We start from the raw sequence: 25396 nt of genomic DNA on the forward strand, positions 1-25396 counted from the left end.
GTGAAAAACGTTCGTGACGAGCATTAGCCCCACTCCAGCCTTTGTTAGGGTATAGAATTGCCTAAGCTGTCCTGCCATCTGGTGTTTATGGTTGCCGATTCCGTGCCCGATCAGTCCTCTTTTGTGGGGAAAACCATCCGTCCCGTTGCCGCTGTTTCTATCCATGGCATTGTCTTTGACGGGGACCGATTGCTGGCGGTGGATAGTAAAAACGGCTATCTGCTGGAGGTTGATCCCCGCACGAACAATACCAAACTGCTCAATGGTCAGTACTGGCAAGAGTTTATTGGTGCCACGGGTTTGGCGGTACCGCAGGGATTGACTACACAGGACGCCAATGGGCAATTATGGTTCACTGCTGGACAGTACGTTTACACTTGCAACCTGGCGGAGGAAGACCTCAAACCTGAAGTATTTGCTTGGTTTGAAGAGCCGGTCAACGGCGTTGCCATTTGGGAAAACACCGTTTACATCACCTGCCATAAACGGGGCTACATTTGGGTTTATGGACGGGATACCCGCAAGCTAGTGGCAACTTTTTACAGTCCTGGTATTGGTGTGGAGAACATCACTGTGCGGGGGGAAGAACTCTGGGTTTGTGACAGCGCTGAGCAGAGTGTTTATTGCCTCGACCGGGCCACAGGAGAAGTCGAGTTCAGTCTGATTACTCCCTTTGAAAATCCCACAGGATTGGCTTTTTACCACGATCAACCCAGGGGCAAAGAAACCCTTTATGTGGCCTATGTACAACAGGAACCATACATCCGGGACAACCCCAATGCCGATCCTAACCATGAGTTGATGTACCGAGAAACCACGTTTATCCACCCCCTATACTTCCACAACGATCACCAAAAACGCTGTACTTTTTCCAACGGTTACCTGGTGGAAATGCGTTATGCGGAAGAATTAGCTCCTCTGGATCCGGTGGAGCTTAAACAGGTGGAATGGCGAATGGCCTTACCAGCGGAAACCCTCCGGCAAAAAATTCGCACCATTGAACCAGTGGGTCTACCCTTTAGCCGCATTGATGATGTGAACGGACAAAAGGTGGCCGTGTTCGAATTTGACCAGCTCGATTTGGAAAGTAGGGCCGTGTTTGGTTGGCGGGTGGAAATGGAGGTGTGGGGGATCAAGTACCGCCTTAAGCCCAGTGATTGCGAGCATCTACCCGCTTTACCAGAAGGCTTTGCCGATCAGTATTTGGTGGATAACGATAACCTCAGCATGGAAACCGATATCATTATCCGGGCCGCCGCTGAGGCGATCGGTCGAGAGACCAATGTCCTCCGTAAGATGTTTAATATCCGCAATTATGTCTATGATCGCCTTTCCTATGGCATTAAGCCCCACATTGACACCCCTGACTTGGCTCTACGCCGGGGGGTGGGTTCCTGCGGTGAATATGTGGGAGTTCTACTCGCCCTAGCCCGTTTAAACGGCATTGCCTGTCGCACCGCCGGTCGCTACAAATGCCCGCCCCATCCTCTCAAGCGTAATTTACCCATGGAGCCGGACTTCAACCATGTTTGGTTTGAGTTTTATCTCCCCGGCATTGGTTGGCTGCCTATGGAATCGAACCCGGACGACACCAACGACGGTGGCCCTTACCCCACCCGTTTCTTTATGGGTCTAGCTTGGTACCATGCTGAAACCGCTAAAGATGTGCCGTTTGAGCAGTTATTCAGCCAAGGTATTCCTGTTAATAAACAGGTGGTTTCCATCGGTGAGTTGGCCATTAACCATGTGCAATTTACTATTCTGGAGGAACTAGACCCAGCTGCACATCTTGCTGATGGCTAAGTCTTCCCCTTCTTTGTTCGTACAGACCCCTGAAAAAACAACGACCAGGCTGACAATTTTCCCTGATAGCCCGATCGCCGTTGCTATTTTCCCAAAGGACAAATGCTAGTCTGAGCAGACCCCACCTAGCCTTAGAGCACTCCCATATTGGCTAAGCCCAGAATGACCCCAGCGCCCAGGATGTGACCAAAGCTGGCCGTGCCCAGCACAGCCCCCAAACCAAAGCCCCCAAAGAAGTTGGCAGAAGGCATAGGAGTGCCAACATTTTGTTGTTTGATGGTCAATTTGCCAAAGGTGATCGCCAAAATATTACAGGCAATCATCACTCCGGCAATTTTAGGACTCCAGGACAAGGTGGTGGGAACGGCGGCGGCCAGTAAAAAGCTATGCATTGAGATTCTCCAGAATTAAAGATGGTTTTTAAAGCCATAACCCCACACTAATGGGGGTCTTTAAAAGTTTCATCTTACGGGGCGACTTTGCCCCTGGGAAACCAGCTTTGCAATACTTAACAAATTTCCTAGTGTCAGTTTAGAAGATGGGTTTGGCAAAATTCTGTGATCTTGTTTAAATCATCGGTTGTTTGCCCTTGAATCTTTGGAGGACGGGCAATTCTAATCAGGGTTACCCCCAATGCTTCAGCCACTTTTTGCTTAACCAATTCTCCCCCCTGGGCACCGGAAGCTTTCGTCACCACTGATTGAATTTGCCATTGTTGCCACAGGGCTTTTTCCAATGGTTCAGCTACGGGGGGACGCATAGCAATAATTCGGTCGGAAGTAAACCCAGCGGCGATCGCCTGGGCTAGGGCCTGGGGATAGGGCAAAATACGGGCAAATAGAATCGCTTGCCTCTGCAGTGGGCCGAAATGGCTTAACCATCGGGCTCCAACGGTCAACAGCACCCGTTTTCCCATCAAGTAAGGCTGATATTGTCCTGCGGTTAAACTCTGAATGTCGGGCACTTCTAGGGTATTTTTTCCCAAAGCTAGGGACATCCGCTCAAATCGGAGATAGGGAATTTTTTGCTTTCTGGCGATCGCCGTAACCGTGGCGGTAATTTGGGATGCAAAGGGATGGGAAGCATCGACAATGACTGCAATGCCATGGCATTGCAAAAAAGCTGGAATCTGTTCTGGGCTTAGTGCCCCTACTTTCACAGTCAAGCAGGGATGAACAGGATATAGAGGCGCAGCTTCCGGGGTGGTTACCGTCACCAGACAGTTTATTCCCTGGGCAATTAACCCTTCGGCAACGACACGACTATCCGCAGTGCCGCCGATTAACCAAACAGTTGGCAGGGTAATCACTATGGTCAAATTATTCGATGGATTATCTACAACTGGAATTTTTCACCCAAGTAATACTGACGCACCAAGGGATTTTCCGATAGCTCCCCTGCACTGCCGGAAGCCAAAATTTGCCCATCCCGCATAATGTAACCCCGGTTAGTAATAGCTAGGGTTTCCCGCACATTATGGTCGGTGATTAAAATGCCCATATTTCGTTCCCGCAACTGGGCAATGATAGTCTGAATTTCTGCCACCGCAATGGGGTCAACCCCCGCAAAGGGTTCATCTAAGAGCAAAAATTTTGGTCCTTCCACCCCGATCGCCAGAGCCCGGGCCAACTCAGTGCGTCGCCGTTCTCCCCCGGAAATTTGTGAGCCCTGGGTGTTGGCAACTTTTTCCAGGCGAAACTCCGCCAATAGTTGCTCAAGCCGATGCTTCCGTAGGGGCAAAGAAACTCCCGTTTGTTCTAAAGCGAGGAGGATATTATCCCGCACACTCAACTGGCGAAATACGCTGGCCTGTTGAGTTAGGTAGCCTAAACCGAGGTGAGCCCGTTGGTTCAGGGGCAAATTAGTTATGTCCCGCTGGTGGAGCCACACCCGCCCTGTATTCGGCTTTACCAATCCCGTGGCAATGTAAAAAGTGGTGGTTTTTCCCGCTCCGTTAGGGCCAAGTAAGCCAACAATTTCCCCCGGGGCGACTTGGGCATTGACCCGATTGACCACACAACGTTTACCGTAAAGTTTATGGATGTTTTCTAAAACTAGGGTCACGATCGCCGTTCTCGCTAAAGAGCCTTTCACCTAATGCCGTTAGTATCCCACAGCTAAGAACCCAGGGGAGGTAAATCAGGCAAAGTGTCACCGGGGAGGGGATTGGGGCCAGCGGGGGCGGGGCCGCCTTGGTTTTGGGATTCTTCCACTAGATAAATTGATTCCACCTGCTGATTTGCCTGGGGATTGGCGACAAAACGTCCTTCATCCACCAGATAGGTCATGGTTTCCGCCCGCATACTGTTGCCGTCCTGGAGCACATAGACGTTGCCACTGAGCACCAAACGCCTCTCTTGGGAAAAATACTGGGCTTGGGCCGCCGTTGCCTGCAAATTCCGGGCAGGATAGTAAACTTGAACGTTGCCCCTAGCGGTGACCACCCCGGTTTGGGAATTGGCCTCTTGGATGTCGGAACGCACAGTCATGGGGCTAGAAGGAGCGGTTTGGGCTACTACAGAGGATCCGTTGCTGAGGGGTAATGAAGACAAACCCACCAATGAGGCAATGGCGATCGCCAACCAGCGGCCAGAACGGGCGACCAAACTGGAGGTGGAAAAACGTTGAGGGAATACCATGGGCAAACGAACCATAATCGCTAACGGGCAAGCTAGGGAAAGAAGCAGGGGAAGATTGTCAACCCGGTAAAGCCTAGTGTAGCGAATTCAGGCAATTTCTTTGCTCTGCCAAGGCCACAAATCCATCCTCCACCCCTGGGCTAGGGACGTTTAGCCTCGGTTTAGGTTTCCCCTTAGCTATGGGTTTGCAAACTGCTTAACAAGCCTGGTACCATTTCCGCCGGCCAACCGCCCTCTACTTTGCGCCCCTGTTGCAGAATAAATCTCAACCCATAGGCGTGGGCATAGCCCTCAATTTCTAGCCAAATTAGCTCACTGCTCAATTCACAGCAAATTTTTTCCTCCTCCATCAACTCCCCGGCGATCGCCGTTACAGTCTGGGCCAACTCCCTGCTCAAGCGATGGAAATCGGCAAACTCGGCCCCAGTCAACTCCACCGCCCAATCTTCGGAACCAATTAAAAAGGGAAAATCGGAAGCATTGGGATCAAAGCCCCAGCGCCAACCCTCACCTTCCTGAATTGTTCTAATTTTCACCTAAACTTTCACTCTGTCCTGGTTGAACAAACAATCGATAAAGTTTCTGGATTTGCTCGGGAAAATCCTTCCAAGGAAAAAGAGAGTTAGTCGTAAGCCGGGTTCTGTTCCAGGATGCGAGGCACCCTTGGGGAGTTATCTATCTGGGAAATTTGTTACCAAATTCCTCAAGCGGTTCCACCAATAATGGGACAGGGAAAAGACCAACCTTTGCCCCTCCGACCTTGCTTCCAACCGGGGTTTACCGAGCCAGTACCTCTCGATACTGCTGGTGCGCTCTTACCGCACCTTTGCACCCTTACCTTTTTCAGTGATCAGACATCAGATTCCAGGTACTAGTCGGTATTTCAGACTGTTCCCGGTCACTGTTTTGCGAAAAAGGCGGTATTTTTCTGTGGCACTATCCTCACGCTCACGCGCACTGGGCGTTACCCAGCAAGTTTGGCCTTTAGGAAGCCCGGACTTTCCTCAGATTCCCTATGACAGGAATCCGCAACTCCCGCCCTAACTCTCCTTTTCTAGTGTGCCATTGATTAGAACTCTGCGCCGGTATGATTTCCGGCAAAAATTGGTTGAAACTTCATTGCCCCCTCCGTAGTCTTGGGAAATTGGTGCTAGGAGTTGTTCCAATGAAAAAATTTGCCTGTTTAGCTTTGTCCATATTACTCAGTGGAGCTGTGGGTTTGCCCAGTTGGGCTGGGGAGGTATTGGACCGCATTCAACAAACGGGGGTCATCAATGCCGGCACTAGGAAAGATGCGGTGCCCTTTGCCTATGTCGATGAAAAGGGGCAATGGGTGGGGTTTTCCCTCGATATTTTGGAGTTAATTCGCCAGGAAACGGAAGCTCGACTGGGTAAACCGATCAAGTTAAATGTGGTGCAAGCCACCGCCGATGACCGCTTTGATCTGATCACCAATCAAACCATTGACTTGGAATGTGCCTCTTCCACCTTCACCTGGAATAGAACGGAAACGGTGGATTTTTCAGTGAGTTACTTTGCTGATGGGACTAAAATTATCACCGCAGCAGATAGTGATTTAGAATCCGCAGATTCTTTGGCCGGTCGGGCGATCGGCGTTATTCCCGACACCACTAACGAAAAGGCTATTCGCAATTTTCAACCCGGGGCTAGTCTGGTATTTGTCAAAGACCAAGCCGATGGTATGGCCAAGCTTGAAACCGGAGAAATCGAAGCCTTTGCCGGGGATGGTATTGTACTAGCCGGATTACGAAAAACTTCTAGCAACCCCCAACAGTGGAAAGTGGCACCCAGTTTTCCTTACCAATACGAAGCCTATGCTTGCCTATTGCCCAAAGATGATTCTGACTGGCGCAATTTGGTCAACTACAGTCTGATCAAATATATGGAAGGGGTAATCAGCGATCAGACCACGGCGGTGGAAATTTACGAACGCTGGTTTGATGAGGAAACCGGTGTGGCGCCCTATCCTCGGGAAACTATTAACGATTATTACCAAGGTATTGTGGACAGTTTTGAGTGGATTCCTATCATTAGTTATTAGCCATATTAATTGAGCAAAATTCGTAGAAAACGACCCTGCCTGATTGGATGGTAGACAAAATGCGTTTGGTCAGAAGAATTAGTTTTAAAACTAAGCTAAACTAATTAATGATTGCAGTCAGAACTTGTTCGGCAAATCAATTAATTTTAATTAATAAGGTAAAGAAAAATTGTTGACTGTTATAGTCAGCAAAAGATGGGATGTAAACTACCCGTAAATTGACTGGGCTATCAAAGTCAGTTTGTATAAAAGGCAACATAAACGGGAGCACTGGACTGCCCGATAACTCCTGGAGTTGTGTTGTGTAAAGCAATCCCATCCCGGAACCAATTTGAATTGGGCTAGCAAAAATATTTTTTCTTAAACTAAGACCAGCGTACGCTGAAGGGTAGCCAAAGTCTGAATCTCTAAAAATATTAAACTCTAAACTAACCACTGAATCTTCAATCAAGCTATTTAAAAAACCATAATTAGGATTAATAATCTCAAAATCGTAGGCGGCTCCAACACCAAAGGGAAAATTATTGACATCGGGTTCTGTATAATCTATATGCCAGGAAATGGGAGAAATAGTTAGATATTTATCGGTTAAAGACCACAAATTTGTAGATGGTTTAATGTTGGCAGTGGGATTATTACAATTATCATTATCTTTTGGAGATTTCACTTGTTCATCAACCAGGAGTAGCTGGTCTAATTCCGCAATTAAACTAGAATCAGCACCATAATCTTCTAAGTTTTTCTGCTTATTTTTATTAATTAAAATAGCTTGAGTCACCGACTCTAATCCTGAATTTTCTGAATTAGTTGACTCGAATTTACTGTGAAGCCTGATCAAATTTTGTTGGTATTGCCAATTATCTAGGTTACTGAAAAATTTTTCTTCCATCGGTGAATAATCTGAAAATCGACCAATGGATCCATTGTCAATAGTTTTTATGCGCCAATTCGAATCAATCTCAATTTCATTTTGCAAACTTTTTTCCCAAGCGTAAACGGAGTCAGCTTGAAACAGGATAAAAATCAAATTGTAAAAGATAAATTTTATTCTCATTCTTTGGCGGCTAAACAATAATGTTATAGTTGATTTAATTGAAAGTAAGACACTGACCGGAGCTAAAAGCCTCTTTGGTAAAGGACTTGGTAGTCTCAATCTTAATTTGATTGACTATATCTCTCGGTTGATTTGAGTGTAGGGTAAACAGCTAAAAATAAGGAAGCCAAAATCAACAAATATATTTGGCAGGACTAATCAGCTCATGTAAATTTGAAATTTAAGCTAGGAATAAAACCCCGAAAGACCCATAGGTTGTATTTTCACTATGACTAGATTGGCATTTGTTGCTAGTTATAAGGCTGATTAATGTGCTCTAGTTTATTGCGCCCAAAACAAAATATTAGACTAGACGACTGATATCTTCGTTGGAACCTAAGAGGACCAGAATCATGCCCCGTTCTAATCGCTCCTGGGGAGGGGGATTGATTTTAAATTTTTCTTCGTAACCCACTGCTAAAACACTAACCCCATGGTTTTTCCGCAATTGTAATTCCGCTAGGGTCTTATCGCAAAACTCTTCCGGGACGAGAATTTCCACAATGCTGTTGTTGGGGTCTAGTTTGAAGCGGTCAACGATCGCCGGGGTGGTGAGGGTATAGGCCAAATCCTGGCCGGCTTTATGCTCGGGAAAGATAATTAGATCAACCCCAAGGCGCTTAAGAATTTTTTCGTGGGTGTCGGAGGAAACTTTGGCAACAACGGACTTTACTCCCCCTTCCTTGAGATTGAGACAGGTAATGATGCTTTCTTTGAGGTAATTACCGATCGCCACAATTACCGTTTCAATTTCAAAAATGCCAGCTTCCCGCAGGGCCGTGTCATCGGTGGAATCGAGACTGATGGCGTTACCCACCACCCGATCGGCCAATACTTCCGCCACCAGTTTGGGATCCTGGTCAATGCCCAACACCTCATAGCCATTGACGTGGAGAGTCTCGCACACTGCCCGACCAAATCGACCCAGGCCAATCACCGCAAATTGTCGTTTTTCCTGGCGAATTAAACTGAGAAAATGACTAGTTTTCATTAATTTCGTTCTAAATTGAGCTGTGTTATACCAAGCCCAGCAGGGCTACCATCAAAGCCTTTTGGGCGTGCATGCGATTTTCTGCTTGGTCCCAGAGTCGAGATTGGGGCCCTTCCATCACAGCATCAGTGATTTCTTCCCCTCGGTGGGCCGGCAAACAGTGGAGGACAATGGCCTCAGGATCCGCCAGGGCTAAGAGTTCTTGGTTAATCTGATAGGGCTGAAAAATAGGGATACGGCTGTTGGCCAAATCTTCTTGCCCCATGCTAGCCCAGACATCGGTGTAAAGAATATGACTCCCCTGGGCGGCGGCTTTAGGGTCATCGGTCAGTTCCACTTTCCCCCTTGGGGCGGCAATTTGTTGGGCCTGTTCAATAATTTCTGCCAAGGGTTCATAGTTCTTGGGGGTAGCCACCCGCACTGTCATCCCCATCATCACTCCCCCTAGGATTAGGGAATGGGCCACATTGTTACCGTCTCCCAGGTAGGTAACTGTTAACCCTTCCAACTTACCAAAGCACTCTTTGATGGTTTGTAAATCTGCCAAAATTTGACAGGGGTGCTCCAGGTCGCTCAGAGCATTAATGATGGGCATTTTGGCATGGTCGGCAAAGGTTTGCAGATCCGCCTGTTTGAAAGTCCGCACCGCCAAGATGTCAATGTAGCGGTCTAGTACCCTAGCGGTGTCCTGAATGGGTTCCCCCCGACCCACCTGGGTAACGCTGGGATTTAAATCCAACACTTGCCCTCCCAGTTGGTACATGGCAGCGGTGAAAGAAACCCTGGTGCGGGTGGAGGCTTTATAAAACAATAAACCGAGGATTTTTTGACAACGGGGCTTGAGCACACCGGACTTGAGATCCGCCGCCAATTGCAAGAGTGATTTCATTTCCTCGATGGTCAAATCGGCGATCGCCAATAGATCCCTGCCCGCCAACGCCTTAATGCCCATAGCCCTTATCCCCCGTTGTCCAATGTGGTGGTCGAATTAACATCTAAATTAAGCCTCATTTTGCCATACTCGGTTGATGGTCTTTGGGCTGTGGCAAAGATACTAAAAGTCACTGATTTTGCTGATCCAGATAAGCCCTGTAACCCAGGCTCTCCAACTGCTTTTGTTTATCCAAAACCATGGTTTCTAAACTTTGGCGATATTGCTGTACTTTTTCTAGCAAAGCTGGATCATGGCTGGCTAGCATCTGCACCGCCAGGAGCCCCGCATTTTTAGCATTGCCGATCGCCACCGTGGCCACCGGAATGCCCCCCGGCATTTGCACAATGGAATAGAGGGAATCTACCCCCTGTAGGGTTTTAGTCTGCACTGGCACACCGATCACCGGCAGAGGGGTCAGGGCCGCCACCATCCCCGGCAGATGGGCCGCTCCCCCCGCCCCGGCAATGATTACCTTTAAGCCCCGCTGGTGGGCCGTTTGGGCGTATTCCACCATTTTTCCCGGGGTACGATGGGCAGAAATAATGGCCACTTCCGTTGCCACGGCAAATTCTTCACAAATGGCGATCGCCGCTGCCATGGTGGGGAGATCGGAATCGCTTCCCATGATGATACCGACCAGGGGAGAGGGGGAAGTCATAGATTAAATAGATTGGATCGAGATGACGAAGATGGAGGTTTGACTTTAAACTGAGGCTAACCGCTAATAGCGTATCGGAAAATCTTCGAGATCCCAAGGAAAGACTTTTATGTCAATCAACAGTATCCATCTAGTGGGGCGGGCCGGCCGCGACCCGGAAGTGAAATATTTTGAGTCTGGTAATGTGGTGTGCAATTTCACCCTAGCGGTGAACCGACGTACAAGCAAGAAGGATGAACCCCCCGATTGGTTTGACTTGGAAATTTGGGGTAAAACCGCTGAAATAGCCGGTAACTACGTCAAAAAAGGTAGTTTGATTGGTATCCAAGGATCGTTAAAATTTGACCATTGGGAAGACCGTAACTCCGGTACCCCCCGTTCTAAACCAGTGATTCGGGTCAATAATTTGGATTTACTCGGCTCGAAGCGGGATAACGTCGAAGGCACCATGAACAATTACCCCGACGAATTCTAGCTATCCGATCAGTTGCTCCCTGCCTACGTCGGTAAATTACGGCGATCGCCGCTGTTGGTCTTTTAGCTAAAGATTTTTTCCCATTACCCATGCCAGAAACCCATGGAAGTCTTTGACCCTACTCCTCCCCCTTGGGTTGAGGACACCGTCCATGCCAGGGGTTTTTGCTGTCCCCAATGCCAGGCCGGTCCCCGTCAGGCCCTCCGGGCTTGGATCAACCGGCGATCGCCAGTGCTGGGGGATGACCAACGGCGCAAATGGCAGGAATTTTACCAATGTGAATGTGGCCAAGGTTGGTGGGCCTGGAGCAGTGACCGTCCTCCTTCCCCGGAGTAAAGTAACTTTTGAGCTTTGCCTATGATTGCCCAAACCCCTTCTTCTCAGCCCATTTGGTTGACGATCATTTATTTGTTGCGGTGGCATAAACCTGCTGGCCGATTGATTTTGATGATTCCGGCCCTGTGGGCAGTGTGTTTGGCCGCAGAAGGTTTACCCCCCCTGCCTCTGCTGGGCATCATTGCTTTGGGAACTCTAGCCACCAGTGGTTTGGGCTGTGTGGTCAATGACCTTTGGGACCGGGACATTGACCCCCGAGTGGAGCGCACCAAAGAACGTCCCCTAGCGGCTAGAACCCTTTCCGTACAGGTGGGCATTGGGGTGGCATTAGTGGCCCTACTGTGTGCGGCGGGGCTAGCTTTTTACCTTACTCCCCTTAGTTTTTGGCTCTGTGTGGCGGCAGTGCCGGTTATTCTGGCTTACCCTGGGGCAAAAAGAGTTTTTCCCGTGCCCCAATTGGTCCTTTCCCTGGCGTGGGGCTTTGCGGTGCTAATTAGTTGGAGTGCAGTCACAGGGAATTTAACCAATGCTGCCTGGGTGCTTTGGGGGGCCACCGTGTTTTGGACCCTCGGCTTTGACACTGTCTATGCCATGGCGGATCGGGAGGACGATCGCCGCATTGGGGTTAATTCCAGCGCCCTATTTTTCGGTAAATACGTTGGGGAAGCGGTGGGGATCTTTTTTGCCCTCACCATCGGTTGCTTATTTTACTTAGGTATGATTCTGGGGCTCAATCCCCTCTATTGGCTCAGTTTGGCGATCGCCATCATCGGCTGGGTGATCCAATACATTCAGCTCAGTGTTCCCACACCAGAGCCCAGATTATATGGACAAATTTTCGGGCAAAATGTCGTTATCGGCTTTATTTTGTTAGTCGGGATGTTGTTGGGCTGGCTTTGATGGTCAAAGAAACAAATACGAAAAGGATGAACCCTCCACCATCCTTTTCAATCCCCCATCCATTGATTTCCTTCCCTAGTCTCTCCATAGTTGGGTTGTCAGTGTGCGGGTCAGGAAAGGGATCTGCCGCCACATGTTTTGCTAAGCTGAAAATCCCCTCGCAAAAACCTGGGCTTATTTATGTTTTTCAGTGTTGTCATTCCCACCTATAACCGTTTGCCGATCCTGGAAAAATGTCTGCGGGCCCTGGAAAAACAGGTTTTTAACCAAGATTCAATCGCTGGTTATGAAATAGTGGTGGTGGACGATGGCTCCACCGATGGCACCGTAGCCTGGCTAGAAGCCCATCGAGCAGAATTTCCCCATCTGCGGCAATTAACCCAAGACCACCAAGGCCCCGCCGCCGCCCGGAACCTAGGGGTAACCGAAGCCCAGGGGGACACGATTATTTTCATTGACAGCGACCTAGTGGTGACGGAGGTATTTCTCCAGGCCCATGCCGAAGGTTTGCAACGGGGCAAGGAACAACACAATTCTGACCGGGTTTTTACCTATGGCGCTGTGGTCAACACTTGCAATTTTGAGGCGCCGGAATCGGAACCCTATAAACTGACCGACTATTCCGCCGCTTTCTTTGCCACTGGCAACGTGGCGATCGCCAAGAAATGGTTGTTGGAGGCGGGGCTGTTCGATATGGGTTTTCAACTGTATGGTTGGGAAGACCTGGAATTGGGGGTCCGGCTAAAAAATCTGGGCTTGAAACTGGTTAAATGCCCCCGAGCAGTGGGCTATCACTGGCATCCCCCCTTCAGTCTGCAACAAATCCCCAAATTAATTGACCAGGAAGTGCAAAGGGGAAGGATGGGAGTGTTGTTTTACCAGAAACATCCCACCTGGGAAGTGAGGCTAATGATCCAAATGACCAGACTCCATTGGCTAATGTGGGGCCTACTATCCTTGGGAGGCCGCCTAAACGAAAAAACCATGGCTCCCCTCCTCCAGTGGCTCATTGACCATGGACGCCCCCAACTAGCCCTAGAAATTGCCCGCATTTTCCTCAATTGGTATAACGTCCAGGGGGTTTATGCCGCCTTTGCGGAAAGCCAAGCTTCCAGCTAAAACTGATTTAAAGCAGGTCAAAGCAGTGCAAAACTGATCTGTTCTGGTACGTTTTCGGGCAGGATAAGACTAATTTTTCCCGAGCCTGCGGGGGTAATTCTTAAGAAATTTTGACTTAAGGGCACCACTTTCCCAAAATTACCTATCATTTAAGCTAATCTTGGTCATTCAATTTATTTACGTACTGTTAGAGTGAATTGAGTTTTCTGGCCCAACCAAGACCACTTTTCCCCGTTGGTCAACCAGACTAACAATCCGTTACTGCAAAGCTCCCCAAAATGGGTCTTTTCTAACTTAGCTGTCACTTTGGAGACATTACATGCAAACTTTATTTTTGGTGTTGGCGGGAATCATCGGTCTAGTCGTTGGTTTTGCCGGTACCTATTTCACCCTAGTTACTAAACTTCAAAAGAGGCTGGAAAGCACTAAAAGTAAACTGGGCCGGGCCAAAAGTGCCAGTGAAGACACTGAAGCTCTCCAATTTCAGTTAGAAGCCCAAAAAGGGGAAACCAAAGCCCTCCAAGCTAGGCTAGAGGCCCTGGAAGCCAACCATCGCACTCAGCTAGATGAACTCCAAGGGACCCAGGCAGCAACCTTAGCCCAGTTAATAGCAGAAAAAACTGCCCTGGAAGAAGATCTCCAATCCCTTAGGGAAAACGCCCCGGCGTTGAATGAGTTGCCCCCCGACCAGAGTGGAGTGATCGCCACTCTCCAAGCCCGTCTGTTGGAAATGGAGCAGGAACACCAAGCCACAGTGGAGGCTTTGCAGAGCCAGTATCAGGCGGAAATTGAATCCCTCCAGCAATCGCCCCTAGCCCCGGCAGTGGAGCTAGAAGAACCATTGGCCCCTGATTTTGTTCCCCCGGCGATCGCCGATCTAGGGGAAACCACTGACGAAGAATTTATTCCAACGGCCGAGCCTGCCGAAGCAACGGAAACCGAAGAAGAAATTGTAGAACTAGAAGCCGTCATCCCTGAGGCGGAAAACTGGGTTGATGGTTCCACCGAGGTGGAAGCGGGAGAAACTGCAGAACAAGTAGAATCTTTTGAGCAAACGGACACAGAGGAATTTTCCCCCTTCGATGCCCCTCCCCCTGAAATCACTGCAACCCTAGACACTGGTGCTGATCTGGAAAATTGGGTTGATGCCCCCGCCGACTCCTTCACAGAGGAAACATCCGAAACATCTCTGCCGGCCACAGGTTTTGCCAATGAAAGCGACTTGGAATTAGAACTGACGGAATTGTCCAGCCTAGAAACGGCAGAATTCCTTGGGGCAGTGGAAGACAGGGATGACGAATTCTTAGCGGAGCTGACCGGAGAAGAGCAAAGGGCTGAATTGCCCTTGTTCGACGAGAAACCAGTGGAAACCATCGGAGAATTGGAAGCATTCAACCAAGAGCTTTCCTTTACCTCCAGCCATGGCGATGATTTAAACCTGCCTGGGGATTTACTGGAAGATTTTGGCACAGATATTCAGACCCCAGGGCCGACCACGGAAGAAATTTTGCCAGGGGATGCCGATGGTGGTGCAGATGGTCTTGACTTCCTACTGGAATTACAAACAGGGGAGCCGGAAATGTTCCCCGGGCAGGGCGAAGAAGAACTATTGCCGGATTTTTCCGCCGAAGAGTCCATCAGTATGAGTTTTACCGGCATGGAGATGTTGACCGAGCAGGGGGAAGATTTCCCTGATTTACTCGGGGCTAACCCGGAAACCCACGGGGGTGATCCGTTCATCAATATTCTGGATGAGGATCCCAATGCTTCGGATAACGATCTTTTGGCCCTCCTGCAAACTGATGAAGGTGGTGCGGATCAACCGAGGATAGACCAGGGGGAAGAGGATGATCTTTTTCCGAGTTTAGTGGATATGCTTGGCGAAGATGCCCCCAGCGATGGTGGTGAATTAGATGATCTTGATGCTTTATTGGGGGATACCAATCTATCCGGGTCTTCAGGCTCCTTGGATGATTTCGATTTTGGTCCCGAAAATCCTTGACCCTTTTTGCAGTCTAGATAAAGTCAACGGAGCGCCTAAACTTGTGATCCCTAGAAAGAATTAGACCAAGAAACGGATAAAGCCAAATTTAAGGGGCCTATCCGTTTTTTGTTGCCGGAAAGAATTGGTTAGTCAACTAATTCACTGTTGAATTCGTTATAAGTGCGTTGTTGAAGTTCAACGGACTCGGAACGGGGCAATAGGTCAAATAAATCCCGTAGAACATCGTCCACCACTTCAAATTTGAGGACCCCCTGGGCATCAAATACTTTTTTACCGTTTTTATCTAGGATCACCGTCTGGGGTACCCCGCCACTGTAATAGTAACCAGGTTCATCCCGGCGGAAGCGCTTTTGGTCAGGGATACCGTCAACGGAAACAGGAATAATGCTAGCAGCCCGGCCGTAAAATTCCTGCATGCGGGAAACGATGAAGGCATATTGTTTGCAGTCCCTACTGTCGTCGAGGTAGTAAACCAAAATAACTGGTAATTTGCGGTCAAAGGATTCCCTTAAATTTAAGCGGGGGGGCACCAGAGAACCATTGCCAGCATAGACAACAAAAATGTTGCCGTCGTAGCGGTCATCTTCCAGAGCGGCGATCGCCGTACCTTGATCAGAGAGGGAAAAGGGTAGAGTTCCCCAGATGCCGAACATTAAAATAACTAAGGCAAAGGTAGCCACAAGAAAACGCCGACAACGGGCTAACCAGGGGAAATACACAGACATATTCATCGTTGAAAAAACTCAGTCTAAAATAGGGCAAAGCCTTTCCCACTTTAAACTTTCCTGTGTCTTCTCAGCCCCATTCCACCCAATCTCGACCCCGACCGGGGGCATCCCCTTCCCCTTTTGCCAACAGTTATTACGGTGTGTTAGAGCTTCACCCCGCCGCCTCCCCCGTGGCCATCCGTCGGGCCTATCGGGAGTTGAGCAAACGTTATCACCCTGACACCACCCTATTGGCCGCAGACATTGCTACGCTGAAATTTCAGCGCTTGAATGAGGCCTATGCTGTTTTGAGCAATCCCGATCGCCGTTCTGTGTATGACTTGCAAATTGGTTATTCTCGTTGGAATGTAATCCAAGTGCCATCGGATCAACCGTGGGGACAAAATCAGGCCACAGTGGACAATTTTGGCAAAAACTCAGCCTATTTGGATGCTAGCGATCGCCCTTTGTCGGCGGGGGAGTTTTTTGCGCTGGCTCTTTTGGGCCTAACCCTGGGGGGCTGTTTGGCCTTGGCCCTGTTAATTGCCTGGCTGAGGGGAGACCCATTGGTAATTCCTAGCTTGCTACCATGGTTCATCAATCTGGGGTAGGAGAGTTTAATTTCAACCCAAACAAATCCCGTTACCCATGGCGAGTACATTGGCCTAATCTAGGCCAACTAAAGCCCGCCTCTGTCCATTGACCCAATGTTAATTTTGAAAAATCCTATGGCATCCCCACATGTTTTTTCCTGGCCCCAACGCTTGACCCTAATGGCTTTAACCTTTGCTTGGGGCTTGAGCTTGCCGGTGTTGGCCCAAACTAAGTCAGCGGTGCAATGGTACAACGATGGGGTGGATAAGCTAGCGGCGCAAAATTTCTCCGGGGCGATCGCCGATTTCACTGAATCCATTAAGCTTAATGACCAGGATGCCGATGCTTACTATAACCGGGGCTATGCCAAACATGTGCTGGGGCAATACCAAGCGGCCATTACGGACTATAACCAGGCCATTAGTTTAAATCCCCAATTTGCCTATGCCCTAGGTAACCGCTGTTACGCCTATTTTTTACTGAGCCAGTACGACAAAGCCATTCAAGATTGCAGCAATGCCATCGAAATTAATCCCAATTATGCGGACTTTTACGTTTACCGGGGTAATTCCCAGTCCCAATTGGGTAATGCCACCACGGCGATCGCCGACTATAACGATGCGATTCGTATCAATGCCCAGCATGCCAATGCCTATTACAATCGAGCGTTGACCCATAACCGTCTCAAGCAAGACCAACAGGCCCTGGCGGATTATAACCAAAGCATTCAGTTAGATCCCGACTCCGCCGAAGCCCACTTTAATCGGGGCTTAACCCAATACCGTCTGGGGGACGAACCCAAGGCGATCGCCGATCTGACCAAGGCCGCTTCGTTGTTCAATGCCCAGGGCAAGGCAGATATGGCGCAAAAAACGGAGGCCATACTGACCCAAATCCGGGCCATTGAGGCTTAGGTTGGACCTTTTAGAAGCGGTGCTTAAAGCCCATCAATTCAACCGGGCTGTACTAATACATAGGGTTGGACGATCAGGGTTTGAAATTCCCGTTCCGGCTGGTCATTCCAATCCGTTAACTCCTGCTCAGTGGGTTTATGGATCAGCAATTCACTAATCCAATGGTTTACTTGGTTGACTTCATCCTTGGCGATCGCCAGACCGACGGAGAGCAAATCTAAACTACCGTCCACCACAATCACCGCATCCCGTTTGGCATGGGGAATGATGGTGCCCCAATCCATGGGGGCTAATTCTTCTTGTAACTGTTTTTGAATATCCGCCATTGATTTTGGATCAATAATGTCTCTCGTTATTTCGTTTACCTTTGGTACTGGTTGAATGAGCTAAGGGGATTATCCTAGACCCATTTCAACTAGGCGCAACCATTGGTGTGAAGTTCTTTAGGCGTTAACTTTTGACTTTTAGCTTATCACTGTACTGTTGGCGGAATTTGTGTAGTTTAGGCAAATCATGCACCAACACATAGGGATGGGCCGGATTCCGTTGGACAAAATCCTGGTGATAATCTTCTGCTGGGTAAAAGGTATCAAAATCATTTACCTCCGTGGCGATCGCCTGGTCAAAGGCCTGACTTTCTTCTAGCTGGTCAATGTAAGCCTGGGCCACCTGTTTTTGTTCGGGAGTAGTGGCAAAAATGGCAGAACGATATTGGCGACCCTGGTCTACGCCCTGGCGGTTAACTTGGGTGGGATCATGGCCGACGGAAAAGAAAATTTTCAGCAATTCCCCGTAACTTACTTGGGTCGGATCGTAAACAATTTCGATGGACTCCGCATGGTCAGTGCCGCCGCCGCTCACCCTGGAATAGTTAGCAGTGGCCTCTGTGCCGCCGCTGTAGCCCGTTTGTACTCCCTGCACCCCTCGCACTTCCTCAAACATGGCTTCCAAGCCCCAAAAACAGCCCCCGGCAAAAACAGCTTTTTCGGTTCCATTGTTGGGACTAGATACCAGAGTAATATCCACCACCGGATCGGGGATGACTTTGGAAAAAGGATTGATTAAATAACCACCCACGGCGATCGCCATACCCACCAGGGCCAGGGTGAACCAGAAACTACGTCTACGGAGCGATTTGGTCAAGTTAACACTAAAAACTAACAATTAAATATCCTCCTTGGAATTTGGCCCCCGCCACTGCCTTACCCCGTAGGTTACCAGGTAGGTCAATGTTGCGCCGCTGATCCCCCGCTTCAATGGTTAACTCTGGCCCGGACTGGGTTAATTTCACCTGACGTTTATCAAAACCGGGTAAAAATACTTTCACCTGGCGGGCGTTAACATCAATTTCCAATGGTCGGGGGGCAGAACCCATGGCCTGGGGATTGGGCAGCGCATCCATTAGGGGTTGCCAGTTACCTTGGTTGTAACTCGGCAGAGCCGCAATGGGCAACGGATCAAACAAATTAGCATCTAAGTTGCCTGCCCCCAGGGGAGTTTGAATCACCCCCTTCACCGTCACCCCCACCTGCTGGGCTCCGCCCCAATAGCTCTGGGCTGTTTTTTGCGCCAGGGCATCGTTACTGGTTACCAAGTAAGCGGCAAACCGATTGGGATCGGCGATCGCCGTTTTACCCTGCTGGAGAAGGTTTTGGGGCCCATCAGGGTGGTTGAGCATTTGGTCCGGACTCCAGTTAACATTCAGTACCGCACTGGCCACGGGCTGCACAAAGGGGGAAAGGGTCTGCACCACTTCCGAATCCGCCAATACCTTTTGGAAGCGGCGCCAATACCAACTGGCAATTTCAGGGATACCCAACATTCTCAGGGTGGAGAGATTGCCCGGACCGTCGTAAATCAGCACGTCATAGCGGCCGCTCAGTTCGTATTCCCGCAGGGCATTGAGCACCAGCACTTCGTCCATGCCCGGCAGAACCCCCAGTTCTTCTCCGTAGATATTTTTCAGCGCTGGCGATCGCAGATATTGGGCTTCCACTTCCTTGAGCTTTTCCCAGCCCCTTTCCAGCAGATGGGTGGAACTGAGTAGTAAACCATCGATGTTTGCTTCTATCCCCTGGGCTGTTTCCGACAGGGCCACGTCCCATTGCCAGGCCAAACTAGGATCTTGCCCTAGCACCAGCACCCTCTGGCCCCCCTGGGCCAGTTTTTTAGCCGCGGCGATCGCCACCGTGGTGCGGCCAACACCGCCTTTCCCTAAAAAAGTCAGAACTAACGCCACAGAAACTTCCTAGAATCCAGCAAAAACAACAAATATTCCCGAACTAGACCGAAATAACGAATGCCATCGGCGATCGGGAAAAGTGAGCAGAGCAAATGGGGAATGATGGCCCAATGGTTAACTCAACTAAACCACCTAGATGGCCTTGAGTTCGTCCTCAAAGAACCAGGTGGCAGTGCGGTCATCAAAGGAAACCACCGCCCCAATGCCACTGCCGTCCGTCATCTTAAAATCTTTAACGACACCGACTTTGCCCAGTTTACCTACCACATCGGGGGAAACCCGATCCCGCAGACGGTAAACCTTAACTTTTTGACCTATTTCAATCGTCATATTGCTTAAATGGTGGTTAAGTAAAGAAACATTGCAATCCCCCTTAGTTTAGCGGAATCTGCGCCTTTCCCAGTCTTGGCCATGGCGACAAATGGGCAAAAAAATTGGCAACTTCATGGGGCCAGAACCAATCACTTCGATGGGGATAAAACAGGATGCAGAGAAGAAAAGCAAAAAAGGGGAAATTTCCCCCATTGTTTACTTGCACACACTAAAGAAATCCAAACTTTGCTGGGCAGTCAACCTAACCCACAGAAGCCAAACGGAAAGCAGCGCCCAAACCAGCGGACATTTCAGCGGCGGTGATTTTGCCATCATGGTCCCGGTCTAGGGCATCAAAAACGACATCGGTGCCGGCCCATTCTTCCCTGGTGATGAAGCCATCCCCGTCCAAATCGTAGGCATGGAAAATTTCCTCTGCTCCATGCTTGATGTGTTCTTGACCATCCAGAACTTTTAACCGCTCTTCTAACAAATGCTCCAAAACTTCCAACGCTTTGGTAAAGCCGGCAATGCCTTCGGCTAGTTTTTCCGAGGCCATGGGATCTTCGGTGTGCATTTTGTCGAAGGTAGTTTTATCCATAACAATTTTTTCAATGTCCTGGGGCACCCTAGTGGGGTCGAGTTTACGGGGTAAATCTCCTTCCGTGTTCCGCAGTTGATCCAATAATTGGGGGGAAATGGTCAATAGGTCACAGCCAGCCAATTCGATGATTTCGCCAATGTTGCGGAAGCTGGCCCCCATCACCTCAGTTTTGTAGCCAAACCGCTTGTAGTAGTTGTAAATGGTGGTGACGGATTGCACCCCGGGGTCTTCGTGGCTAGCATATTCTTTACCGGTACTTTTTTTGTACCAGTCTAAAATGCGTCCCACAAAGGGGGAAATTAGGGTAACTTTGGCTTCGGCACAGGCGATCGCCTGGTGGAGACCAAACAGCAGAGTCAAATTGCAATGGATGCCTTCTTGTTCCAACACTTCCGCCGCCTTAATACCTTCCCAGGTGGAAGCAATTTTGATCAGAATTCGTTTTTTATCAATGCCGGCTTTGGCATATTCCCCGATGAGATAACGGGCTTTGGCAATGGTGGCTTCCGTATCGTAGGAAAGGCGTGCGTCCACCTCTGTAGAAACCCGGCCGGGGATAATTTGCAGAATTTTGAGGCCAAAGGCCACCGCCAAACGGTCAAATGCTAATTGGACAATGTCTTTAATAGGGGCATTTTCCCCGGCTTCATCTTTAGCTTTGAGCAGGGTGCTGTCCACAATTTCCTGATACTGGGGCATCTGGGCCGCCGCCGTGATCAAGGAAGGATTAGTGGTGGAATCCCTGGGGGTAAAGGTTTCAATGGCTTGGATGTCGCCGGTGTCGGCCACCACCACTGTAAATTGGCGCAGTTGTTCGAGGAGATTCTTACCCATAATGGCGATTAAACAAGTTCAACGTCTTTCCCTCCAATGGTAATGGTGATTCCCGAAAGCGAGCCTTCTTTGGACATCAAGATAATTTAAGCTAGGGAACGCCGATGCATTGCCGAACCCTAGGGGGCAAATCAACTTCGGATTACTGTTTACCATTTTTCAACCTCTGCAACTTTTGCCATGGCCCAGGACTTAATTAAAGAACAATTACAAGGCGTTAACCTGTTTCTAATCGGTATGATGGGCAGTGGTAAATCCACCGTCGGGCCTTTGTTGGCAGAACAGTTGGGGTACCGTTTTTTCGATGCCGATGTGTTGATTGAGCGCGTGGCCGGCAAGGCGATCGCCGACATTTTTGCGGAGGATGGGGAGGAGACTTTCCGGGATTTGGAAACGGAGGTGTTGGGGCATCTGGCGGCCCAGACCAGAAGCGTCATTGCCACCGGGGGCGGGGTGGTGCTAAGGCGACAAAATTGGAGTTATTTACACCATGGCCTTGTCATTTGGCTCGATTGTCCATTAGATCTATTGCTGACCAGGCTCCAGGGAGATGAAGCAAGGCCCCTGCTCCAGGTGGAAAATCTAGAGGCACGGTTAGAAAATTTATTGACCCAACGGCAACCCCTCTACGCCCAGGCGGATCTCCGGTTTCCCTTGCAAGCGGATCAGGACCCCCTGGCGATCGCCGGGGAATTACTGGCTACCATCCCAGGACTGCTTAAACCCCAATGCAGTGCTGAACAAAATTGACTGGGCAATGTCCCTAGGACGACCATGGTAAGATGATTAACTAATCTTTGACCCCTTGGAGAGGTGGCAGAGTGGTCGAATGCGCCCGACTTGAAATCGGGTTTGGGGAAACTCAACGTGGGTTCGAATCCCACCCTCTCCGCTTGTTTAAATTTCAACTCAATCTGATCAGTCTAAATAATCTAAACCTAGGGCTACTTGGTAACGAACCAAGCAAATCCCGGGCGATTATTTTATAATCTAGTTTTTTTAGCGACTTTTTCAATCTCAATCCCGGTTTGACAACTCCAGTTTTAATATCTAGTCTTTAGCCCGCATAGGAAACAATGGTGAAGCCCCTCCGCTTAAACGATCGCCATCAGCAAATTCTCCGCGCCACCGTCCAGCACTACATCGCCACCGCCGAGCCTGTGGGCTCCCAAACCCTGGCCCAGGAATATCAATTTGCCGTCAGTTCCGCCACCATTCGCAATGCCCTCGGCCAGCTAGAAAAAGCCGGTTTGCTCTACCAACCCCATGTGTCCGCCGGCCGGGTTCCCTCTGATTCCGGTTACCGCATTTATGTCGATAATCTTCTGACCTGGAGCGATCGCCAAAGCCGCACGGTCAAACAACGGTTAGAAAGTGAAATTAACGGTGATAATTGGCACTTTGAAGCGCTAATTCAAAGAATGGGTCAGATTTTAGCTAGCTTAAGCGGTTATATCGCCCTAATTACCTTTCCCCAAACAGAAACGGTGCAATTGCGGCATTTACAGTTAATGCTGTTGCCATCCAACCAAATATTAATCATTCTGGTGACCGACAGTTACCACACCCACTCTCTCACCCTTGACTTACCCTCCACCATGGAAGCAAAAGAGCAGGGAGAATTGGAGCAGGAATTGGGGATTTTCTCTAATTTTCTTAATGCCCAATTACGGGGTAAGAATCTTTCCGAGCTAAGCCATTTAGATTGGCGGGAACTAGACCAAAAATTTAGTATCTATGCCGACTTTTTACAGGATTTACAACAGCAACTCAAACCGCTTCTGCAACGACGTATGACAGCCCCCCTGGTAGTTCACGGGGTTTCTAAGGTGATCCAACAACCGGAATTTTCCCAGCTAGAGCAAGTCCAGATGTTGTTGTATCTGCTGGAACAGGAACAGGAGCAATTATTTTCCGTACTATTCGACCCCGATGATTATGGAGATAACCTGGCTAACTTGGGCCAGGAAATCAATTTAGTAACCGGGGAAACTGTCCCTAGACCCCGTCCAGTGGTCACTCTCCGCATTGGCGCAGAAAACCCCCTGGAATCCATGCATCCTTGCACGTTAGTGTCTGCTATTTATTGCCAACAGCAGGTACCAGTGGGGAGTGTGAGCATTTTGGGCCCTACCCGCATGGTCTATCAGCAAACCATTCCGTTGGTGGAAAAGGCCGCTGAATGTTTATCGGCAGCGTTGAGCAAAAATTAGCTCTATAAAAAGGGAGTCCCATAGCCCGCCCCATAGCCCCATAGCCCCATAGCCCCATAGAAAGGGTGGCTCAGTTGAAAGCGGTCAGGATCGTGTCAACTAAACCAGGTGAAGCAACACAACAACAGGACTAGATCACCCAAAGAGTAATGCCAATAGGCTTTGCTCCATCCTTGTGTTAACAATGGAATTTCTAATTTATAAGGTACTGTTATTAACTGAGTATTTGTACGTTTATTTAGAATCAAATGTGGCAAAAAGTGAGCTGTTTAGGGCAATTTCAATTTTAAAATCCTTATTTGGAAAGGGTTCTAATGATTATTCGTCCTAACCGTCCCGATCTTTGCTATGGATGATACGAACCAGTACCTTCCAACTTATAAAGCACTGGAATCCAAACTCTGGCCAGCCTCCGGGGACAAGGGCAAATGTAAACCGCATTCCTGTTTTAGGCCATGGAAACGGGTGTCCCTTTCATCTTCATCGTGGGCCATCAGGGGTCGACTGGAGTGCCAATCCCCCACCGAAACATAACCTTGGTCAAAAAAGGGATGGTAGGGTAAATCGTGGGCAGTGAGATACTCATAAACCATCTTGGAATTCCAATCCAAAATGGGGAGGACCTTATACTGATTACCCTGGAGATCCACTGGTTTCAGATTCTGACGGTGGCGAGTTTGATCCCTCCTCAACCCCGTCAACCAGGCGATCGCCTCTAGTTCTTTTAGCGCCCTCTGCATTGGTTCAACTTTACGAATTTGATCATAGCGGTTGAGGGATTCTATATCCTTCTGTTGCCAGAGCTTGCCGTACAGAGCTTCCATGCGAGCTGGGCTGAGGGGGGATTGGTAGACCTTTAAATTTAGCTGTAACCGTTCAGTCAACTGATCTGCAAACTGATAGGTTTCCAATGGCAAATAGCCCGTATCAATCCAGATAACGGGAATATCGGGAATAACACTGGTCACTAAATGGAGCATCACCGCCGCTTGAATGCCAAAACTTGTACTCATCACCAAGCCGGGGCCAAAGGTCTGGTCTGCCCAGGCAATAATTTGTTGAGCGGTAGCGTTTTCCAACTCCGTTTGCAGGGTAGGTAAATCGAGCTTAGTGAGAGTATTGATCATCAGTGGGCGATGGGAGATCGTAGGTAAAGGTCTTGGTGAAACTGTCGTGCAAGAATAAATGGCAGGACAAAAAATTGTTAACCCCAGTGGGGTCGGGTCAGCAAAAATTGAAGAATGTTAATCTGGTTCACTTACCAACCCCAATGCGAAAGACTAATTCTGGGCCGAAGCTGCCTTTTGCTGTTCCGTTAGCAGTGCCTGATCCCGGCGACGTTTTTTGGCATAGAGTTGGATGGAAGCGGCCATGGCAATAACCAAAGCCACAATTAACCAGGTGGTGGCATCTAGGGGTAAGTTGTTTTTAAAAACCGCCAACAATACAATCACCACCAGCAGAATGGTGGGAGCTTCGTTCAAGGCTCGGAATTGCTGTCCACTCCATTGACATTCTCCCTGGGCCAGTTTTTTCATTACCCAGCCACAGTAAAAATGGTAGAGCAAAAGTAATGCCACAAAGGTGAGTTTGATGTGGAGCCAACCGGATTTGAGGATTTCGGGCTCTGTGGAAATTAGACCGATCGCCATGGCCACACTAACGACCATGCCAGGGGTGGTGATGATGTTGTAGAGCCGTTTTTCCATCAACTCATACTGTTTCTTGAGAATGGTTTTGGCCGGTTCTGGCTCCTGGTCTGCTTCGGCGTGGTAAACGAAAAGACGCACCAGATAGAATAATCCAGCAAACCAAACAACAATGCCAATCAGGTGGAAGGCTTTAAACCAGTAGTAGGCCATGGTGAACGTTGACGGTGGACAGAGGAGGACAAATGCTTGCGGTTGGGAATTCCCCAAGGAAGGGGCGAGTTATTCAATCAAACCCAAGGGGGCCATTAT

Annotated in this window: 28 protein-coding genes, 1 tRNA gene and 1 other RNA gene; 12 read left to right on the forward strand and 18 right to left on the reverse strand. The window is 49.1% G+C overall.

Annotated features, from left to right (window positions below; genetic code table 11):
- Positions 1–81 precede the first annotated feature (81 nt).
- A complete protein-coding gene (locus tag D082_RS09360) occupies positions 82–1803 on the forward strand; it encodes a transglutaminase family protein (RefSeq protein WP_028947922.1) in 1722 nt (573 codons plus the stop codon).
- A 131-nt stretch (positions 1804–1934) separates the two neighbouring features.
- Here the strand turns inward: D082_RS09360 and psaK are convergent, their stop codons facing one another.
- The 6 genes from psaK to rnpB form a co-directional block, all read right to left on the reverse strand.
- Positions 1935–2195, reverse strand: a complete 261-nt coding sequence (gene psaK / locus D082_RS09365) for a photosystem I reaction center subunit PsaK (RefSeq protein ID WP_028947921.1) — start codon at positions 2193–2195, stop codon at positions 1935–1937.
- 134 nt (positions 2196–2329) lie between these two features.
- Complete coding sequence (gene cobK, locus D082_RS09370; RefSeq protein WP_028947920.1) at positions 2330–3115, reverse strand: precorrin-6A reductase; 786 nt, start codon at positions 3113–3115, stop codon at positions 2330–2332.
- A 23-nt stretch (positions 3116–3138) separates the two neighbouring features.
- Positions 3139–3897: an LPS export ABC transporter ATP-binding protein gene (lptB, locus tag D082_RS09375; RefSeq protein WP_202963072.1), complete on the reverse strand. Its 759-nt coding sequence runs from the start codon at positions 3895–3897 to the stop codon at positions 3139–3141.
- 23 nt (positions 3898–3920) lie between these two features.
- Positions 3921–4457, reverse strand: a complete 537-nt coding sequence (locus D082_RS09380) for an LptA/OstA family protein (RefSeq protein ID WP_038530646.1) — start codon at positions 4455–4457, stop codon at positions 3921–3923.
- A gap of 158 nt (positions 4458–4615) precedes the next feature.
- Positions 4616–4978, reverse strand: coding sequence for a DUF1818 family protein (locus tag D082_RS09385; protein ID WP_081857632.1), 363 nt, complete (start codon positions 4976–4978; stop codon positions 4616–4618).
- A 77-nt stretch (positions 4979–5055) separates the two neighbouring features.
- Positions 5056–5491: RNase P RNA component class A (rnpB, locus tag D082_RS17440), an RNA gene on the reverse strand.
- Positions 5492–5607: 116 nt separating this feature from the next.
- On the opposite strand from rnpB, the gene D082_RS09390 reads away from it, so the two are divergent.
- Positions 5608–6504 (forward strand): amino acid ABC transporter substrate-binding protein, encoded by an 897-nt coding sequence (locus tag D082_RS09390; protein ID WP_028947916.1) that lies wholly within the window; start codon positions 5608–5610, stop codon positions 6502–6504.
- A gap of 136 nt (positions 6505–6640) precedes the next feature.
- Here the strand turns inward: D082_RS09390 and D082_RS09395 are convergent, their stop codons facing one another.
- The 4 genes from D082_RS09395 to purE form a co-directional block, all read right to left on the reverse strand.
- Entirely contained in the window at positions 6641–7576 is a 936-nt protein-coding gene (locus tag D082_RS09395) for a hypothetical protein (RefSeq protein WP_238546677.1), read from the reverse strand.
- 325 nt (positions 7577–7901) lie between these two features.
- A complete protein-coding gene (locus tag D082_RS09400; RefSeq protein WP_028947914.1) occupies positions 7902–8588 on the reverse strand; it encodes a TrkA family potassium uptake protein in 687 nt (228 codons plus the stop codon).
- Between the two features lie 25 nt (positions 8589–8613).
- A complete protein-coding gene (argF, locus tag D082_RS09405; protein WP_028947913.1) occupies positions 8614–9540 on the reverse strand; it encodes an ornithine carbamoyltransferase in 927 nt (308 codons plus the stop codon).
- Between the two features lie 109 nt (positions 9541–9649).
- Positions 9650–10180 carry a 5-(carboxyamino)imidazole ribonucleotide mutase gene (gene purE / locus D082_RS09410; protein WP_028947912.1) on the reverse strand — a complete coding sequence of 177 codons (531 nt, stop codon included), beginning with the start codon at positions 10178–10180 and terminating at the stop codon, positions 9650–9652.
- A gap of 109 nt (positions 10181–10289) precedes the next feature.
- Here purE and D082_RS09415 point away from each other — a divergent pair, with 109 nt between their 5' ends.
- From D082_RS09415 to D082_RS09435, 5 genes are all read left to right on the forward strand, one after another.
- Entirely contained in the window at positions 10290–10655 is a 366-nt protein-coding gene (locus D082_RS09415) for a single-stranded DNA-binding protein (protein WP_028947911.1), read from the forward strand.
- A gap of 102 nt (positions 10656–10757) precedes the next feature.
- Positions 10758–10991 carry a hypothetical protein gene (locus tag D082_RS09420; protein ID WP_028947910.1) on the forward strand — a complete coding sequence of 78 codons (234 nt, stop codon included), beginning with the start codon at positions 10758–10760 and terminating at the stop codon, positions 10989–10991.
- Positions 10992–11012: 21 nt separating this feature from the next.
- The gene (locus D082_RS09425; protein WP_028947909.1) at positions 11013–11891 is read left to right on the forward strand and encodes a 4-hydroxybenzoate solanesyltransferase; all 879 of its coding nucleotides are present in this window, start codon (positions 11013–11015) and stop codon (positions 11889–11891) included.
- 180 nt (positions 11892–12071) lie between these two features.
- A complete protein-coding gene (locus tag D082_RS09430; RefSeq protein WP_028947908.1) occupies positions 12072–13010 on the forward strand; it encodes a glycosyltransferase family 2 protein in 939 nt (312 codons plus the stop codon).
- A 319-nt stretch (positions 13011–13329) separates the two neighbouring features.
- Complete coding sequence (locus tag D082_RS09435) at positions 13330–15012, forward strand: hypothetical protein (RefSeq protein ID WP_028947907.1); 1683 nt, start codon at positions 13330–13332, stop codon at positions 15010–15012.
- Positions 15013–15140: 128 nt separating this feature from the next.
- On the opposite strand, the gene D082_RS09440 is transcribed toward D082_RS09435, so the two are convergent.
- On the reverse strand, positions 15141–15746 hold the full coding sequence (locus D082_RS09440) for a thylakoid membrane photosystem I accumulation factor (RefSeq protein WP_028947906.1): 606 nt from the start codon (positions 15744–15746) through the stop codon (positions 15141–15143).
- A gap of 56 nt (positions 15747–15802) precedes the next feature.
- Here D082_RS09440 and D082_RS09445 point away from each other — a divergent pair, with 56 nt between their 5' ends.
- Both D082_RS09445 and D082_RS09450 read left to right on the forward strand, forming a co-directional pair.
- Positions 15803–16333: a J domain-containing protein gene (locus D082_RS09445; RefSeq protein WP_028947905.1), complete on the forward strand. Its 531-nt coding sequence runs from the start codon at positions 15803–15805 to the stop codon at positions 16331–16333.
- Positions 16334–16450: 117 nt separating this feature from the next.
- Positions 16451–17230: a tetratricopeptide repeat protein gene (locus tag D082_RS09450; RefSeq protein WP_028947904.1), complete on the forward strand. Its 780-nt coding sequence runs from the start codon at positions 16451–16453 to the stop codon at positions 17228–17230.
- A gap of 38 nt (positions 17231–17268) precedes the next feature.
- On the opposite strand, the gene D082_RS09455 is transcribed toward D082_RS09450, so the two are convergent.
- The 5 genes from D082_RS09455 to D082_RS09475 all read right to left on the reverse strand — a co-directional run bounded on the left by D082_RS09455 (position 17269) and on the right by D082_RS09475 (position 21222).
- Positions 17269–17556 (reverse strand): DUF2288 domain-containing protein, encoded by a 288-nt coding sequence (locus D082_RS09455; protein WP_028947903.1) that lies wholly within the window; start codon positions 17554–17556, stop codon positions 17269–17271.
- A 124-nt stretch (positions 17557–17680) separates the two neighbouring features.
- Positions 17681–18325, reverse strand: coding sequence for a peptide-methionine (S)-S-oxide reductase MsrA (msrA, locus tag D082_RS09460; RefSeq protein WP_028947902.1), 645 nt, complete (start codon positions 18323–18325; stop codon positions 17681–17683).
- Positions 18326–18380: 55 nt separating this feature from the next.
- A complete protein-coding gene (locus tag D082_RS09465; protein ID WP_028947901.1) occupies positions 18381–19469 on the reverse strand; it encodes an ArsA family ATPase in 1089 nt (362 codons plus the stop codon).
- Between the two features lie 135 nt (positions 19470–19604).
- The gene (locus D082_RS09470; protein WP_010871443.1) at positions 19605–19802 is read right to left on the reverse strand and encodes a DUF2862 domain-containing protein; all 198 of its coding nucleotides are present in this window, start codon (positions 19800–19802) and stop codon (positions 19605–19607) included.
- 244 nt (positions 19803–20046) lie between these two features.
- On the reverse strand, positions 20047–21222 hold the full coding sequence (locus tag D082_RS09475; RefSeq protein WP_028947900.1) for a transaldolase: 1176 nt from the start codon (positions 21220–21222) through the stop codon (positions 20047–20049).
- Between the two features lie 180 nt (positions 21223–21402).
- On the opposite strand from D082_RS09475, the gene D082_RS09480 reads away from it, so the two are divergent.
- The 3 genes from D082_RS09480 to hrcA all read left to right on the forward strand — a co-directional run bounded on the left by D082_RS09480 (position 21403) and on the right by hrcA (position 23435).
- A complete protein-coding gene (locus tag D082_RS09480) occupies positions 21403–21972 on the forward strand; it encodes a shikimate kinase (protein ID WP_028947899.1) in 570 nt (189 codons plus the stop codon).
- Between the two features lie 57 nt (positions 21973–22029).
- Positions 22030–22114, forward strand: a tRNA-Ser gene (locus D082_RS09485).
- Positions 22115–22298: 184 nt separating this feature from the next.
- The gene (gene hrcA, locus D082_RS09490) at positions 22299–23435 is read left to right on the forward strand and encodes a heat-inducible transcriptional repressor HrcA (RefSeq protein WP_028947898.1); all 1137 of its coding nucleotides are present in this window, start codon (positions 22299–22301) and stop codon (positions 23433–23435) included.
- A gap of 377 nt (positions 23436–23812) precedes the next feature.
- Here the strand turns inward: hrcA and cysH are convergent, their stop codons facing one another.
- The gene (gene cysH / locus D082_RS09495; protein WP_028947897.1) at positions 23813–24562 is read right to left on the reverse strand and encodes a phosphoadenosine phosphosulfate reductase; all 750 of its coding nucleotides are present in this window, start codon (positions 24560–24562) and stop codon (positions 23813–23815) included.
- Positions 24563–24715: 153 nt separating this feature from the next.
- Positions 24716–25297 (reverse strand): protoporphyrinogen oxidase HemJ, encoded by a 582-nt coding sequence (gene hemJ, locus D082_RS09500; protein WP_028947896.1) that lies wholly within the window; start codon positions 25295–25297, stop codon positions 24716–24718.
- Positions 25298–25396: the final 99 nt, after the last annotated feature.

Origin of the sequence: Synechocystis sp. PCC 6714, assembly GCF_000478825.2 — a bacterium.
Lineage (GTDB): Bacteria > Cyanobacteriota > Cyanobacteriia > Cyanobacteriales > Microcystaceae > Synechocystis.